Raw genomic sequence first — 15,134 nt, 5'->3', positions numbered from 1 at the left:
CTTTACACCAACAAACCCGGGTTCCCAAGGATTTGCTTCCCCGAGACCTTCCGCCCCTCACCCCGAGCTCCGTCGGAGCCCGACCGGGACCGTCGGAGACGGCCGATCACGGTCGCGGTCCGAAGGAGGGCAATGCCTCCTCCGACAAGCGGAGAACTTCCGTCAGCGCAGCACTGGCGTCGTCCGATCGCCACACCAGGCGCACGTCGATCGGCCGGCAGCCGTCGAGCGGAACGAAGACGACGTCGTCGTTGACCACGTGTTCGGCCACCGACGAGACGGTCAGCGTGCAGCCGACCTCGGCGGAGACGAGAGCGACCAGCGACAGCGAATCCGGCGCGCTCTGCACGATCCTCGGCGAGAAGCCGGACTCGTCCGCCGTCCGGAGCAGCAGTTCACGAAGCATCGAACCGCGATCCGCCGGGAACATCACCCACGACTCCCCCGCCAGCTCCTCCATCCGAACGGTCCGCTTCTCGGCCAGTCGGTGACGGCGCGACAGCCCTACCACCAAGTCTTCGCGAGCAACCACCCGGGACGCTATCCCGGGAGGCGAGAAGAGCAACCGAACGAGACCGATATCCAGCGTTCGTTCGAGTAGGCCGTCGACCACGTCACCGGCATAGGCCGAACTGATGAGGACGAATTCGATCCCGGGGTGAGTCCGCCGGACGAGTTGGGCCCATCGTCCGACCAGATGATGCGACGACGATGCCGCGAAACCGATCCGCACTCTCCCCGTTCGGCCGCGACCTGCCGCCGTGACGGCCATCTCGGCCATCCGCACCGCCTCGAGGATCGCGCGAGCAGGCTCGACAAGGGCGCGTCCGGCTTCGGTCAAACGCACCCGCCGAGTGCTCCGTTCGAACAGCTCCGCCCCCAGATTCTTCTCCAGCCGGCGAATCGTGCGACTGAGGGAGGGCTGGGTGAGGTGCAGCCGCTGCGCCGCCCGGCCGAAGTGCAATTCCTCGGCGCAGACGAGGAAGGCGCTGATCTGAGGGAGGTCCACGGCTCCCGATTATTTCAGAATCCGCAATAATCCGATCACAATTTTGCACTGGACGCTCTTCGACGCCCGTGACAGAGTCGAAACACACTCACGTCGTCGGGAGATTTTCGTATGCCAGCAGACAAGATCATCACCATGCGCGAGGCCGTCGCGACCTACATCGAAGACGGGATGACCGTTGCGCTCGAAGGCTTTTCGCACCTGATCCCCTTCGCTGCCGCGCACGAGATCATTCGTCAGGGCAGGCGCGACCTGACCTTGTGCCGGATGACCCCCGACATCGTGTCCGACCAGCTCATCGCCGCCGACTGCGTGTCGAAGCTCGTCGCGTCGTTCTTCGCCAGCGGTTCCGCAGGAGGACTCTACGAGATCCGCCGGCGCATCGAGAACCACGACCCCGTCGCACTCGAGGTCGAGGAGTACAGCCACTACGGCATGGTCTGCCGCTACCAGGCCGGCGCGGCCGGGCTGCCCTTCTTCCCGCTGCGCTCGTACGCCGGCAGTGACCTGCCGAAGATCAACCCGAACATCCGCCTCGTCGACGATCCCTTCGGCGGCGGCAGCGTCTACGTCGTGCCTCCGCTGAACCCCGACGTGACGATCATCCACGCCCAGCGCGCCGACCGCTCGGGCAACGTCCAGATCTGGGGCATCGCCGGCGTCCAGCAGGAAGCGGTCTACGCCGCGAAGAAGGCCATCGTGGTGGTCGAGGAGATCGTCGACGACGACGTGATCCGCTCCGACCCCAGCCGCACCCTCGTCCCCTCGCACGCGGTGGACGCGGTGGTGCTGTGCCCGCGCGGAGCGCACCCCTCCTACGCGCAGGGCTACTACGACCGTGACTGCGCGTTCTACCGCCGCTGGACCGCGATCAGCAAGGACCCCCAGCAACTGCGCACCTGGCTGAAGGAATGGGTCCTCACCACCAGCGACCACGCCGAATACCTCGAGAAACTGGGCGAGGACTACTGGGCCGACCTCGAGGTCGCCCCGCGCCCCTCCGGGACCGTCGACTACGGGAGCCGAAAGTGACCACCGCCGAAACCTTCTCCACCACCGAACTGATCGTGTCCGTCGCCGCGCGGGAACTGGCCGGCAAGGCCCGGGTCTTCGCCGGGGTCGGTCTGCCCACCCTCGCCGTCGACCTCGCCGCCCGCACCTCGAACCCCGACGTCGAGTTGATCTACGAATCCGGCGTCTGCGGTGCGCATCCCGAGGCGATGGCCGAGGGCATCGCCGATTCCGTCGTGGTCTCCGGCGCCGAATCCGTCGTGTCCATGGCGTCGCTGTTCGGGTACGTGCTGCAGGGCGGCAACGTCGACGTCGGCTTCCTCGGTGCGGCGCAGATCGATCGCTACGGCAGCCTCAACACCAGCATCATCGGTGATTGGGACAAGCCCACCGTGCGCCTGCCCGGCGGCGGCGGAGCCGTCGAGATCATGCCCAACGCCGGCGAGGTGTTCGTGATCATGCGGCGCCACGATCCGAGCGCCTTCCCCGCCGAACTGGACTTCTGCACGACCCCGAGTCCGGTGCGCGCCCGCGAGGCGGGCGTGGGCATCATGCCGCGCGGGCGCGGGGTGACGAAGGTGTTCACCAGCCTCGGCGTGCTGTCTCGGCACGATCCCTTCGACGAACTCGAGCTGACCAGCATCCACCGCGGTGTCACCGTCGACCAGGTCCGCGCCGCGACCGGCTGGGATCTGAAGGTCTCCGACGAGCTGACACTGACCGAGGATCCCACCGCCGAGGAGATCGACCTGCTGCGCAACGAGATCGACAAGGTCCGCCTGTATCTGCGGTGATCGCCCGGACGAGCCCGCCGAAGGCCGTCGATGTCACCGACGCGGCGGCTGGCAGGATGTCCGCAGCGGACGACGCACCGGATCCTGCTCTCGGCGGTCCCTGTGCGCGTCCGTGTGATGCTCGGCGGACGGACCGCCGTGATGCGGGAAGGCGGCACGTGATGCACGCGAGCGCGATCCACGACCTCGTGGACGGCACGGTCGTCGCGACCGTGATGCCCTTGACCGCGGCTGATTCCGGCGCGGGTCGAGACGTCCCCGTCCTGATGCCGTTGTCCGGCCTCGCACACGGCACCGCAGAGAGTGCGGCCGGTCGCGCTGCCGTCGCGCTGGTCGACGAGCACGAGGTGTTCGCCGACCCTCCGACGGTCCTGCGCGGGATCGCCGCTGTGCGCGAGCGCGGATTCGCCGTGGCGGTCCGCATCGCGGAATCGACGTCCCGCGCCACGGTCGTCCTTGCCCTGGTGGAGCCCGAGGTGGTCGTCGTACCGGCCGAGGCGCTCGTCGCATCGGACCTACAAGCCGCCACGACCCTGCTGTCCTTGCGGGCCCACTGCGAGCGCACGAACTCCGTCGTTCTCGCCGAGGGTATCGACTCCGACCTGCATCGCCGGGCAGCCCTCGCCCACGGTATCGATTTCGGTTGCGGTGCAGCGCTACAGGGTGAGGCCGATCCTTCGTCGCCGCGCGGTGAGCTGTTCCGGCAACCCCCCTGGAGCGCACCGCTCGACGACGCGACCGCCACGCCCTTCCGCATCCTGTCGGCGGGGCGGGAACGCGTGCGGAGCGGCAAGGGGCTGCTGGTCTCCATGAGCGCCGATCTCGAGGCGCGGGCCGGGGAGGCAGGACCCGACACGGTGGCCCTCGGCACCTTCCAACACCACGACCACTTCACCGGAGCTGCGCGCAGGCGATGGATGTCGATGTCCGACACCCTCGCGCACGTGGCGGTCTTCGCGGTCGGTTTCGGCACGAGCGACTCGGGCCCGGACCTCGTCCCGATCGAACCGCACGATCCACTCGTCGAGGAGTGGAACGTCATCCTCCTGGGAGAGTCGTTCGCGTGCGCACTCTCGGCGCTCGACCTGCACCGTCGAACTGCCGGCGGTGAGCGGGAATTCGAGTACGTCGTCTCCTACGACCGGGAGGCCGTCGCCCGTGCGGCGCGCGCGACCCTGTCCCGTCCCCGATCGGTATCCCTGGAGATCCCGCCGTCGTCCTGAGCCGCTCCCCCGCGGGTCACCCTTCGAAACGCGCCAGGATGCTGTGGGCGCACCGGATGACGGTGCCGCGGTCGTAGGACAGCACGTAGTGGAATTCGCGGTCGAGATCCGCTGCGTCGGTGTGCATGTCGAGCGCGGCGAGCACGCACGCGAAGTGCGGGCCGAGGACGACGACGTTCCATTCGTCGACCATCGGATCGTCCGGGTCCAACGGCGCGTGGTGCACCGCGGAGTCGACGTAGGGATCGATTCCGACGCCGTAGACCCCGGTGTACGCGACCTGCTCGGCGAGCTGCGCCCATCGTGCCCGTGAAGTCGGCGTGAAGTGCTCGGCGCGCTGGAAGGTGCCGAGCACGATCGTCTCCGGTCCGGCTCCCACCGCATTGGTCTCGAGCAGCTTGCTCATCGACACCAGAAGCCGCTTGAAACTGCGCGTGCGCCTGCGCCCTTCGGACGCCAGGGCGAAGGGGGTGAGTTCGGGATCGTCCGGAACGGCAGGTCGCGGACGCAGCGACATAGGCTCGACGTCCGAATCCGATTGCGCGGCATCTCCGCTCGCAGCCACCGTCGGATACAGCGCGCCCATCCCGTATTCGGCGGCCAGCCCCAGGGCGCGGCGGCGATGCAGTTCCGAATCGACGCCCTGCGCGATGACGACCGCGCTGCTGGATTCGATGTACGCGGCGACGGCGTGCGCGATCCTCGCTGTCGAGGCGTCGGCCGCACGGGCGATCAGAGCCGGCGCCGTGATGATCACATCCGGTTCGACGAGCGGCAGCAGCGCGAGGGCCTGGGCACGCGCTCCCACACCGTCCACCGCGACGAGCATGCCGGCGGTGCGCGCCGCCGCGATGGTGCGCAGCGTCTTGGCGGGACTGGCGATCAGTGCCTGCTCGGTGATGAGAGCGACCGTCGTCGGGTTCCGGCGCTCGTCGAGCGCGCCGAGTTCGTCGAGGGAATCGAGATCGACGGTCACCAGGTGCGGGACCGCCGACCCGGCATGCAGGCCGGCCCTGCGCCACTTGATACGGTCCAGCTCCGACTTCTGGTGCATGGCCCGAGCGGCCTCACTCAGCGCAGTGGCGTCGTGCAACGATGATCCTTCCGGACCACGCAGTTGCAGTTCGACGGCGGACAACGCACCGCTGTCGAGCCGGTGGATCGGGGCAAGCTCCGTCTCCACGACGAGGCCGCCGAACGCGGCCTCCGCGTCGGCGGCAGCGTCGGCAGGAACAGCGCTCATGGATCCAGCATCCCATCTCCGGCCACCGATCGTCCGCTCGGGCCGACGGAGCCGGGAACATAGGATATTTCCGCAGCTCAGAACGCCTACGTTATAGAAACGTAATGTTTCGTTATCGTTCCGTTATGGGACAGGTCGTCGGGAAGCGACCTCCGTCGGACAGGCTCTGTGCAAGCCCGAGGCGAGTTCTCACCGCGACCCCGACGTTCTCACCACGACCCAGCAGGCCGACCATCTGTTCGTGATCCAGCCCGCACCGGACGGCACGAATCCACGCCGACAGGAGACCGCAATGAGCACACGTACGAGCACCACCCGCAGGATCGTCACCCACACCGGCGCACTCTCACGAGTCGGTGCAGCGACCGTCGCCCGAGCGCCGCGCTACCGTCTCGACGTCCACTCCCCCTCCCGTCGCTGCAGTGTCCTGCGGGTGAAGGGTGATCTCGACATGACCGCCCGAGCGGAGTTCGCATCCACTCTCGGCGACCTCGCACACTCGGGCGACCACGTCGTCGTCGACCTGTCCGAGGTGACCTTCATGTACTCCGAGGTCGCCTCGATGCTTGCCGATGCCGTTCACATCCGGCCCGGCCGTTTCCATGTCGTCGCACCCACGCGCCAGGTGCGCATGCTGCTCGACATCCTCGCTCCCGATCTCGACGTCACCGAGTGCGACACGGCCGGGAGCTCGTCCGCCGCCTGACGACGGCGACCGGCGGCGGTCAGCGCGCCGGGCCACCCGTGATCAACGCCCACACGTCCCCGGCCTCACCGGCCGCGGCGAGCAGTTCGGAATCCCACGACGCAACCGTGCCGAATTCGCTGCGCCACGACAGGATCCGGTTGGCGTGCCGATGCAACTCGTGTTCCATCGTGAAGCCGATCGCGCCGAGCGCCTGATGGGCGTTGCGGGCGACGACGGAGGCCGCATGTCCGGCACACGACGCGGCCGCTGCGATCGCGAAGCGGGTCGACGCGTCACCGAAACCTCCCGCGAGAACGGCATCGACCGCACCGTCCGCGGCGGCGTGCACGAGCGAGGCCTCGGTGGCGATGTCGGCGACGAGCGCCTGCACCGCCTGGAACTTGCCCAGCGGACGACCGAACTGCACGCGCGCGGTGGTGTGGTCGACGACGAGCTCGAGGATCCGATCCATCCCACCCGCGGTGGCCAGCGCACGGACGAGCGCGCCCCGGTAGCGGAACTCGTCGGCGGTGCCCGCCGGAACGTCATGTCCCGACACGGTCGACAGGTCGACGCGCACGTGATCGCGGGGCTCCGCCGCCAGATTCACGGCCTCGACGATCTCGACGTCGCCGCGTGCGAGCTCGGCGACCTGCCATCCCTGCGGCGACTCCCACAGAACAACGATCGAGTCCGCGAACCGGGCCCACGGCACGTGGCGCGCGCGGCCGTCGGCGTCGAGCACCGCGGCGGTACGCACGGCCGGTGCCGCCTCGAGGCCTGCCTGTTCGAGGAGCCAACCCGCGAGCAGGTCGTTCTCGGCCACCGGCACGGCAGCAGCGGCGCTGCCGGCGGCTTCGAGCAGCAGGGCGGCCTCGAGCCATCCCGCGCCGCTTCCGCCGCTCTCCTCCGAACCGGTGAGCCGATCGAGGCCGAGCTCGGTGAGGGTGCTCCACAGGGCACGATCGAGTTCGACGACCTCCCCGATGCGGTGGTCGTCACCCGAGGTGAACACCTCGGACAGCATCTGTGCGAAGTCGCGCAGTTCCGTCGACTGCAGTGCGTCCTGCCCGCTCATCTCATCCCCAATCCTCGTGCGATGACCCCGCGGAGGATCTCGCTCGTGCCGCCGCGCAGTGTGAAGCCCGGTCGTTGCATGACGCCTGCCCGGACGAGCTCGGCCAGATGTGCGTCGGCCGCGGTGTATCCCGCGATCTCGTCGGCGAGATCCGCCAGGTCGCCCTCGGTCTTCGTGCCGAGCACCTTCACGACCGACGCCGCGAGTTCGGCGTTCTCGCCACGTTCGAGGGACTCGGAGACCGCGGTGGACATGCGGTGCAGGCCCGCCATGCGTCCGATGGTCGCTCCGATGCGGGTGTCCGCTTCGACGCTGCCGTCGGCCACACCGTGCACGAGGGATTCGAGCACCCCGAAGGTCGACAGGAAACGTTCGGGACCGCTGCGCTCGTAGCCGAGCTCGCTCGTCACCTGCTCCCAGCCGGCGCCGATCTGCCCGAGCACCAGGTCGTCCGGGACGAAGACGTCGTCGAGCAGCACCTCGTTGAAGTGGTGGTCGCCGGACATCGACAGGATCGGGCGGATGGTCACGCCCGGGGAGTCGAGCAGCACGATGAACTGGCTCAGCCCGTCGTGGCGGTGCGCCGGATCGAGCGGTGCGGAGCGCGCGAGGCCGAAGAAGGCATCGGCGTGGTGCGCCCCGGACGTCCACAGCTTGGTGCCGGAGATCCGCCACCCGCCGTCCACCTGCGTGGCCTTCGTCTTGACGCTCGCGAGGTCGGATCCGGAGTCGGGCTCGGACATGCCGATGGCCCAGCAGATCTCACCGGCCGCGATGCCCGGCAGGAACCGCTTCTTCTGCTCCTCGGTGCCGTACTTCAACAGCGACGGTGCGGCCTGACGGTCGGCGACCCACTGGGCGGCGACCGGAGCGCCCACCGCGAGCAGCTCCTCGGTGACGACGAAGCGCTCCATGAAGGTCCGTCCGTGTCCGCCGTACTCGACGGGGATCGTCATACCCACCCAGCCGCGAGCGGCGAGCGCGCGGGTGAACTCGGGGTTCCATCGCGTCAGCCAGGTGTCGATGCCCGGGGTGAACACGCCCGCGTCGATCTGTTCCTTCAAGAACGCCCGTACCTCGGCACGGAGTTCCGTCAGTGCCGGGTCGGGAGTGCCCGCCCTCGGCACGAGTCGTGCACTCATCGTGAATCTCCTTCTCCACCGGTGATGGTGGGACACAGCAGCGCCAGCGACAGGTCCGCGTAGCGTTCGGCGATCTTGTCCGGGCCGTCCGGGCCCGCGGGGTCGTACCAGTTGGCGATCGCCGAGACCATCGCCAGGATCGACCGGCGGCAGTCGTCGGGGTACTTCGTGGTGAAGACACCCTGTGCGACACCGCGATCGATGATGTCGCGGATCCGTCTCCGGCCGGCACGCCGGCGTTCCTCGTACAGTCGCGCACCCTCGGGTTCGAGGTTGCGCACTTCCGTCGCGATCATGCGGCCCTGGTCGGGGAACTGCGTGCGGAAGATGACGTTCCCCCTGACGAACGCGCGGATCTGCTCGACGGGATCGTCGCCGGCGCGGGCGAGTTCGGCGTCGCAGACCGCGTCGTAGGTGTCGACACCGTCGAGCAGGATCGCCAGCAGCAGATCCTGTTTGTTCTTGTAGTGGTAGTACAGCGCGGACAGGCTCACGCCGGCTTCCTGCGCGATCGTCCGGATCGACGACGAGCCGTATCCGTTGCGCACGAATTCCTTCCGGCCCGCCTCGATGAAGACGCGCTGTTTCGGCGACAGCACTCTCACGACAACGCTCCCGTGTCGGCGTACTGCGCGATCAGCTCGCCGAGCCTGCCCTTGACCATCTTGCCCGTCGGCGTGCGCGGCAGTTCGTCGACGAACCGCACGTGCCGGGGGCACTTGAAACGCGAGAGGCGTTCCCGGCAGAACCCGATGATCTCGTCGTCGAGCTCGTCCGATCCCTCTGCGCCGGGGACGAGCTGCACGAACGCTTCGACGCGTTCACCGCGGTCCGCGTCCGGCACACCGACCACCGCGACGTCCGCGATCGACGGGTGCAGCGCGAGGACGTTCTCGATCTCCTGCGGGTAGATGTTCACCCCACCCGAGATGATCGTGAACTTGTCGCGCCCGGTGAGGAACAGGTAGTCGTCCTCGTCGAGATATCCGATGTCGCCGGTGGTGTACCAGTTGCCCTCGAAGGGGTGCCTCGTGGACGCCGTCTTCTCCGGATCCTTGTGGTATTCGAACGAGAAGTCGTCCCGTTCGAAGTAGACGGTGCCGATCTCACCGGTGGGCAGCCGGTTGCCGTTCTCGTCGCAGATGCGGGCCAGGCCGAGTGTGCCCGGGCCACCGGTCTTCCCGACGGTGCCCGGCTTGCGCAGCCATTCCTGCGGGGTGACGAGGGTGTTGCCGATCGCCTCGGTCGCGGAGTAGTACTCGTAGACGATCTCGCCCCACCACCGCATGAGTTCCTGCTTGACCTCGACCGGGCACGGAGCCGCCGAGTGCAGCGCGCACCGCATCGACGACAGGTCGTAGCGCTCGCGGACCTCGCGGGGAAGTTTCAGCAGGCGCACGAAATGCGTGGGCACCCACTGGCTGTGGGTGACGCGATAGCGCTCGATGCACGCGAGACTGAGCTCGGGATCGAACCGGTCCATGAGCACGACCGTGCCACCGAGGGCCTGCGTCGACACGCTGTACCGCAACGGCGCCGAATGGTAGATCGGTGCCGGCGACAGGTAGACGGTGTTCTCGTCGAAGCCGAAGCGGCGCACCTGCTTCAGCAGCGGAGAACCCGGCTCGTCCCCCACCTGCGCACCGGTGAGCGCGGGCTTGATGCCTTTGGGGCGCCCGGTGGTGCCGGAGGAGTACAGCATGTCGCTGCCGCGAGGCTGGTCCACCATGGGGGTGACGGGAAGACCCGCCACCTCCTCTTCGTACACGAGATGTCCGGGCACCCGACCTCCGAAGGCGATGCGGTGCGTCACCTTCGGGGTGAGCGGCGCGATCGCCTCGGCGAGTTCGGCGAGCGGCGCCGAGACGACGAGCACCTTCGCGTCGCAGTCGTCGACGATGTACGCGGCCTCGGCGGGTGCGAGGTGCCTGTTCACCAGCGTGATATAGACACCGGAACGCATTGCACCCCAGTACAGTTCGAACACCGTCAGGACGTTGACGGTGATCACCGCGATGTGGTCGCCCCTGCCGACGTCGTGCGCGCGCAGCCAGTGCGCGAACCGGACGGACGCGTCCTCGAGTTCCCGATAGGTGAGCGTCCGCCCGGTCGCGGCCTCGTGCACGGCGGGCCGGTCCGGGGCGACCGCGGCGTAACGGCCCGGGTACATGCCTACAGCCCCAGGTCCTTGGAGATGATCGTCTTCATGACCTCGCTGGTGCCACCGTAGATCCGGGTCACGCGGGTGTCGGCGTAGAGCCGGGCGATCGGGTACTCGGTGATGTAGCCGTAACCGCCGTGCAGCTGCAGGCACTTGTCGATGACGCGACCGGAGACCTCGGTGCAGAACAGCTTGGCGCGGGCCGCATCGGCGACCGTCAGTTCCTTGCGGTCGAGCAGTTCGAGGCAGTGGTCGACGTAGACACGCGCGGCCTGGGTCTCGGCCGAGCACTCGGCGAGCACGAACTTCGTGTTCTGGAACGAGGCGACGGGCTTGCCGAAGACCTTGCGCTCCTTGGTGTATGCGATTGCGTGTGCGATGGCAGCCTCGGCGAAGCCGACCTGGTTCAGGGCGATGCTCAGACGCTCCTGCGGCAGGTTGTGGGTGAGGTACCCGAAGCCCGCGCCTTCCTCGCCGAGGAGGTTCTCGACCGGCACCTTGACGTCGGTGTACGACAGTTCGGCGGTGTCCTGCTGGTGCAGACCGATCTTGTCGAGCTTGCGACCGACGGCGAAGCCCTCGCTGTCGGTGGGCACCGCGATGATCGACAGGCCGCCGCGGCGGTTCTCGGGATCGAACGGGCTCGTGCGGCAGACCGTCAGAATGAGGTCGGCGGTGACGCCGCCGGTGATGAAGGTCTTCGCGCCGTTGATGATGTAGTGCTTTCCGTCCTCGGACAGCTTCGCCGAGGTCGCGATGTTGGCGAGGTCGGAGCCGGTGCCGGGCTCGGTCATCGCGATCGCGGTCATGATCGAGCCGTCGGCGAAGCCGGGCAGCCAGCGCTGCTTCTGCTCCTCGGTCGCGTACTCGAGCAGGTAGGGCAGGATCAGGCAGGCGTGCACGGTGTAGGAGCCGAACGAGACTCCGGCGCGCGCAACCTCTTCGAAGACGATCGTGTTGAACTTGAAGCTCGACTCGCCGCCTCCGCCGTACTCCTCGGGGACCTGGATGCCCAGGATGCCGAGTTCGCCCAGCCGGCGGAAGAAGTCGCGGGGTGGACGACCCATCTCGTCCCATTCCTCGCGATGCGGCGCGACCTCACGTTCGATGAAGTCGCGCACCATCTTCCGGAACTGCTCGTGTTCTTCGGTGAAGATCGTCCGCTGCATGGTTTGCCCTCCGGGGGTGGGGGGAAGGAGAGGGAAAGGTCAGTTGCCGGTGAAGTCGCCGGTGCGTCGTTCGAGGAACGCCGAGAGGGCTTCGCGGTGGTCCTCGCTGTGGTGTGAGAGCGCCTGGAGGGAGGCCGACAGTTCGAGGAGCGTGTCGAGATCGACGCGCTGGCCCTCGCGCAGGAGCTTCTTCGTCATGCGCAGTGCGTTCGGGGGGTTGACGGCGACGCGAGCGGCGAGCGCGTTCGCGGCGTCGAGGAGCTGTTCGGGTTCGACGACCTGCGAGACCATGCCCCAGTCGAGGGCGGTCGCGGCGTCGACGCGGTCGCCGGTGAAGGCCATCTCGGCGGCGCGCGCCGCACCGACCGCGCGCGGCAGCAGCCAGGCGCCGCCGTCGCCGGGGATGATGCCGAGCTTGACGAAGCTCTCCGCGAAGAATGCCTTCGACGAGGCGATCCGCATGTCGCACATCATCGCGAGGTCGCAGCCGGCGCCCACGGCGGGTCCGTTGACGGCGGCGATGATCGGGACCTCGCAGTGGTAGATGGCCCGGGGCAGGCGCTGGATGCCGCGGCGGTAGCCCTCGCGCAGGGCGTGGGGTGCGCCGCCGAACATGCCGCGACGCTCGTCCATGTCCTTGACGTTGCCGCCGGCGGAGAAGGCCGATCCGGCGCCGGTGAGGATGACGACGCGGGTGTCGATGTCGCGGTTGGCCTCCTCGACGAGTTCGACGAGACGGTCGACGACGTCGTCACCCGAGATCGGGTTGCGCGCCCCCGGAAGGTTGATCGTCCAGGTCACGACGTTTCCGTCGCGCGTGCTCAGTACGACGTCCTGCGAAGTTGCCATTGCGGTCGCGGTCCTTCCGGTAGCCAGTGTGGCTCGCACCATAATTTGGTCGAACGATCGTTCAAATTACGGGGCGGGTCGCATCCTGTAAAGACCGAACAGGCTCGTGCCTCAGTCGGGCAGGCTCACGTTCGATTCGGCGATTCTTATGGCCACTTCCTCCGGGAAGATGTTCCGGAAGACGAAGGGATCGCGGCCGAGCACCCAACCCGGTGCCAGCGCGGTCGCGTAGCGCTCGAAATATCCGAGCTGCTTCCCGAACAACACGAGCTCCTCGGGAGTCGACGTGTTCCATTTGCGTCCGAGCGAGACGAGCGCGCCGATCAGTTCGCTGAGCCGCAACTCCCCCACGTCCTGACCGAGCAGCGGACCGAAGATCTCGGCAACCTGCCGGCCCACCGCCGCGTCGTCGACGTCGAGGTCGGCGGCGACACCGAGCGCCCGCACGCTCTGCGCGACCGCCGTGAAGTCGCCGTCGAGCAGGGCGGCACGGAACAGCGCCCGCAGCAGCGCGCGCCACTTCTCGGGCAGTTCGCCGACGATGCCGAAGTCGAGCAGCGCGACCCGTCCGTCGTCGAGCAGCCAGAGATTGCCCGCGTGCACGTCGCCGTGGAACGGGCCGTGACAGAGCACCGCCTCCATCCACACCTTCACCCCGCGGCGCACGAGCAGGGAGGTGTCGAGATCGTCCTGGCCCGGCACCACCCGGTCGACGGGCTTGCCCTGCAGGCGTTCCATGCAGATCACCCGCGGACCGCACCACTGCCAGTACACCTCGGGCACCGTGACGAAGGTGTTGTCACCGAAGGCGGAGATGTTGCGGCGGAAGCGATCCTGACGATCCGCTTCGACCGCCGCGTTGAGCTCGGTCATCGTCGCGTTGTAGAGATCGCGGATGATCCCCGGAGTGTTCGCGATGCGGAAGAACTCGAAGAGCTGCAGCAGCTTCGCGCCCATGTAGGCGGCGCGCAGATCGACGAGCATGCGGTGCGCGATCCCTGGCCGCTGCACCTTCACCACGGCCCGGCGGCCGTCGCGCAGCACGCACCCGTGCACCTGGGCGACGGACGCCGCGGCGAGCGGCACGTCGTCGAACGACTCGAACATCTCGTCGATGCGGTGTCCGAGATCCTCCTCGATCACCGCACGGGCCTGTTCGGAGGGGAAGGTCGGCACATCGTCGAGCATGCGCAGGCACGCGTCGGCGAGGGCCGCGGGGAACAGTCCGGGCGACGATGCGATGAGCTGTCCCAGCTTCACGAAGGTCGGCCCGAGATGCTCGAAGGCGTCGACGGTGCCGTGCGCGGCCGCTTCGACGACGCTGTGCTGCCGGGGCCGGACGGTCCACCGCAGCACCGCCCACACCACGAAAGCGATCAGGACGGCGGCGACGACCACGGCCCGTCCGAGCTCGGCCGGCCCGAACCGGTCGAGCGGAGGCCGCTCGACGTCCAGGGCACCGGGTGGAAGACCGTCGGCGAAGGGGCCGACGGGGCCGTTGCGCTCGGGCCTGCTGTGGCCCTGCGCTCCGGATACGCCTTCGCGCAGCGTGTACTCGTGCACGACCTGTCCCCACTCCGTCCACCACGCGCTCACCTCGGCGCGACTTCGTGCACGGTACCTGCATCCGGCGCCCCGATCGAGACCCGACGATCATCTGTCTTCTGTCGGTGCCCCCGACTACTCTCTGACGGGTAGCGGATTCGGGTCCGACCAGCCGGGGGTATCGCGCTCATGACCGAACAACTGCTCGAAGAATCTGCCGGTTCGACATCGACGTCGACCGATTTCATGGAACTCGCCGAGCCGTTCCGTCGCGAACTGCTCGCCCACTGTTATCGCATGAGCGGGTCGCTGCACGATGCGGAAGACCTGGTCCAGGAGACCTATCTGCGCGCCTGGCGCGGTTACGAGAACTTCGGGGGCCGCTCCTCACTGCGCACGTGGTTGCACCGTATCGCCACCAACGTGTGCCTGACGGCGCTCGAAGGTCGTAGCCGCCGGCCGTTGCCCACCGGGCTCGGCGCGCCCAGTTCCGATCCCACCGACGATCTGGTCACCCGCCCCGAGGTGCCGTGGCTCGAGCCGTTCCCCGTGGGGTATGCCACCGACGATCCGTCGGATCCCGCCACCATCGCGGCATCCCGCGATTCCGTCCGCCTCGCGTTCGTCGCTGCTCTGCAGCACCTGTCCGCACGCCAGCGCGCGGTCCTGCTGCTCCGCGAGGTCCTGCAGTGGCGCGCCACCGAGGTCGCGGCCGCACTCGACACGTCGACGGCGGCGGTCAACAGTCTTCTGCAACGGGCACGTGCGCAGTTGAAGGACGCCCAGGTCCGCGACGACGACCTCGCCGAACCCGACAGCGCCGAGACCAAGGCACTGCTGCAGCGCTGGGTCGACGGCTTCGAGAAGTACGACATCGATTCGCTCGTCGAGATGCTCACCCAGGACGCCGTCTGGGAGATGCCGCCCTTCGAGGGCTGGTACCAGGGCCCCGACGCGATCGTCTCCCTCATCAAGCACAAGTGCCCCGCGAAGGGCCCCGGCGACCAGGTACTGCTTCCCACCGTGGCCAACGGCCAGCCGGCATTCGGGCTGTACATGCGAGGGGAGGACGGCCGCCACCACCCTTTCCAACTGCAGGTGCTCGACATCGTCGACGGTAGGGTCACGCACGCCACCGTCTTCTTCTCCGACGACACCACAGCCTTGTTCGCCCGGTTCGGGCTGCCGGAGGACCCGGCAGCCCGCTGAACAACACGGTAGG

Annotated in this window: 14 protein-coding genes; 5 read left to right on the top strand and 9 right to left on the bottom strand. The window is 68.1% G+C overall.

Annotated elements, in window-relative coordinates; genetic code table 11:
* Window positions 1-106: 106 nt before the first annotated feature.
* On the bottom strand, window positions 107-1,009 hold the full coding sequence (locus ACPCXD_RS02280; RefSeq protein ID WP_277370368.1) for a LysR family transcriptional regulator: 903 nt from the start codon (window positions 1,007-1,009) through the stop codon (window positions 107-109).
* A gap of 111 nt (window positions 1,010-1,120) precedes the next feature.
* Between ACPCXD_RS02280 and ACPCXD_RS02275 the strand changes: the two genes are divergently transcribed.
* From ACPCXD_RS02275 to ACPCXD_RS02265, 3 genes are all read left to right on the top strand, one after another.
* Window positions 1,121-2,041 (top strand): CoA transferase subunit A, encoded by a 921-nt coding sequence (locus ACPCXD_RS02275; RefSeq protein ID WP_106201178.1) that lies wholly within the window; start codon window positions 1,121-1,123, stop codon window positions 2,039-2,041.
* The gene (locus ACPCXD_RS02270; protein ID WP_106201177.1) at window positions 2,038-2,814 is read left to right on the top strand and encodes a CoA-transferase subunit beta; all 777 of its coding nucleotides are present in this window, start codon (window positions 2,038-2,040) and stop codon (window positions 2,812-2,814) included. The genes ACPCXD_RS02275 and ACPCXD_RS02270 overlap by 4 nt, the downstream gene beginning before the upstream one ends.
* 161 nt (window positions 2,815-2,975) lie before the next feature.
* Window positions 2,976-4,037, top strand: a complete 1,062-nt coding sequence (locus ACPCXD_RS02265; RefSeq protein WP_423658831.1) for a DICT sensory domain-containing protein — start codon at window positions 2,976-2,978, stop codon at window positions 4,035-4,037.
* Between the two features lie 16 nt (window positions 4,038-4,053).
* Here the strand turns inward: ACPCXD_RS02265 and ACPCXD_RS02260 are convergent, their stop codons facing one another.
* Window positions 4,054-5,280 carry a DICT sensory domain-containing protein gene (locus tag ACPCXD_RS02260; protein ID WP_160877357.1) on the bottom strand — a complete coding sequence of 409 codons (1,227 nt, stop codon included), beginning with the start codon at window positions 5,278-5,280 and terminating at the stop codon, window positions 4,054-4,056.
* A gap of 292 nt (window positions 5,281-5,572) precedes the next feature.
* Between ACPCXD_RS02260 and ACPCXD_RS02255 the strand changes: the two genes are divergently transcribed.
* Complete coding sequence (locus ACPCXD_RS02255) at window positions 5,573-5,986, top strand: STAS domain-containing protein (RefSeq protein ID WP_145690882.1); 414 nt, start codon at window positions 5,573-5,575, stop codon at window positions 5,984-5,986.
* Between the two features lie 19 nt (window positions 5,987-6,005).
* On the opposite strand, the gene ACPCXD_RS02250 is transcribed toward ACPCXD_RS02255, so the two are convergent.
* From ACPCXD_RS02250 to ACPCXD_RS02220, 7 genes are all read right to left on the bottom strand, one after another.
* Entirely contained in the window at window positions 6,006-7,046 is a 1,041-nt protein-coding gene (locus ACPCXD_RS02250; RefSeq protein ID WP_145690881.1) for an acyl-CoA dehydrogenase family protein, read from the bottom strand.
* Complete coding sequence (locus ACPCXD_RS02245) at window positions 7,043-8,188, bottom strand: acyl-CoA dehydrogenase family protein (protein WP_016692356.1); 1,146 nt, start codon at window positions 8,186-8,188, stop codon at window positions 7,043-7,045. Before ACPCXD_RS02245 ends, ACPCXD_RS02250 begins: the two co-directional genes overlap by 4 nt.
* On the bottom strand, window positions 8,185-8,793 hold the full coding sequence (locus ACPCXD_RS02240) for a TetR/AcrR family transcriptional regulator (RefSeq protein WP_423658183.1): 609 nt from the start codon (window positions 8,791-8,793) through the stop codon (window positions 8,185-8,187). Before ACPCXD_RS02240 ends, ACPCXD_RS02245 begins: the two co-directional genes overlap by 4 nt.
* Window positions 8,790-10,358: an acyl-CoA synthetase gene (locus tag ACPCXD_RS02235; protein WP_145690879.1), complete on the bottom strand. Its 1,569-nt coding sequence runs from the start codon at window positions 10,356-10,358 to the stop codon at window positions 8,790-8,792. Before ACPCXD_RS02235 ends, ACPCXD_RS02240 begins: the two co-directional genes overlap by 4 nt.
* 2 nt (window positions 10,359-10,360) lie before the next feature.
* Window positions 10,361-11,518, bottom strand: a complete 1,158-nt coding sequence (locus ACPCXD_RS02230; protein ID WP_016692353.1) for an acyl-CoA dehydrogenase family protein — start codon at window positions 11,516-11,518, stop codon at window positions 10,361-10,363.
* 39 nt (window positions 11,519-11,557) lie between these two features.
* Window positions 11,558-12,367, bottom strand: a complete 810-nt coding sequence (locus ACPCXD_RS02225) for a crotonase/enoyl-CoA hydratase family protein (protein WP_145690877.1) — start codon at window positions 12,365-12,367, stop codon at window positions 11,558-11,560.
* A 111-nt stretch (window positions 12,368-12,478) separates the two neighbouring features.
* Window positions 12,479-13,915 carry an ABC1 kinase family protein gene (locus ACPCXD_RS02220; protein ID WP_051032991.1) on the bottom strand — a complete coding sequence of 479 codons (1,437 nt, stop codon included), beginning with the start codon at window positions 13,913-13,915 and terminating at the stop codon, window positions 12,479-12,481.
* A 186-nt stretch (window positions 13,916-14,101) separates the two neighbouring features.
* On the opposite strand from ACPCXD_RS02220, the gene ACPCXD_RS02215 reads away from it, so the two are divergent.
* Window positions 14,102-15,121 (top strand): sigma-70 family RNA polymerase sigma factor, encoded by a 1,020-nt coding sequence (locus ACPCXD_RS02215; protein WP_059384084.1) that lies wholly within the window; start codon window positions 14,102-14,104, stop codon window positions 15,119-15,121.
* Window positions 15,122-15,134 lie beyond the last annotated feature (13 nt).

It is taken from the genome of Rhodococcus sp. AB351, from assembly GCF_049538275.1.
In the GTDB taxonomy this organism is placed as follows: Bacteria; Actinomycetota; Actinomycetes; order Mycobacteriales; family Mycobacteriaceae; genus Rhodococcus.
This window is presented reverse-complemented; position numbering and strand designations above follow the sequence as displayed.

Coding starts and splice junctions, on each gene's coding strand:
- ACPCXD_RS02235 (WP_145690879.1), bottom strand. CDS start 10,358: ATGTACCCGGGCCGTTACGCCGCGGTCGCCCCGGACCGGCCCGCCGTG.
- ACPCXD_RS02255 (WP_145690882.1), top strand. CDS start 5,573: ATGAGCACACGTACGAGCACCACCCGCAGGATCGTCACCCACACCGGC.
- ACPCXD_RS02230 (WP_016692353.1), bottom strand. CDS start 11,518: ATGCAGCGGACGATCTTCACCGAAGAACACGAGCAGTTCCGGAAGATG.
- ACPCXD_RS02275 (WP_106201178.1), top strand. CDS start 1,121: ATGCCAGCAGACAAGATCATCACCATGCGCGAGGCCGTCGCGACCTAC.
- ACPCXD_RS02260 (WP_160877357.1), bottom strand. CDS start 5,280: ATGAGCGCTGTTCCTGCCGACGCTGCCGCCGACGCGGAGGCCGCGTTC.
- ACPCXD_RS02250 (WP_145690881.1), bottom strand. CDS start 7,046: ATGAGCGGGCAGGACGCACTGCAGTCGACGGAACTGCGCGACTTCGCA.
- ACPCXD_RS02225 (WP_145690877.1), bottom strand. CDS start 12,367: ATGGCAACTTCGCAGGACGTCGTACTGAGCACGCGCGACGGAAACGTC.
- ACPCXD_RS02265 (WP_423658831.1), top strand. CDS start 2,976: ATGCACGCGAGCGCGATCCACGACCTCGTGGACGGCACGGTCGTCGCG.
- ACPCXD_RS02215 (WP_059384084.1), top strand. CDS start 14,102: ATGACCGAACAACTGCTCGAAGAATCTGCCGGTTCGACATCGACGTCG.
- ACPCXD_RS02245 (WP_016692356.1), bottom strand. CDS start 8,188: ATGAGTGCACGACTCGTGCCGAGGGCGGGCACTCCCGACCCGGCACTG.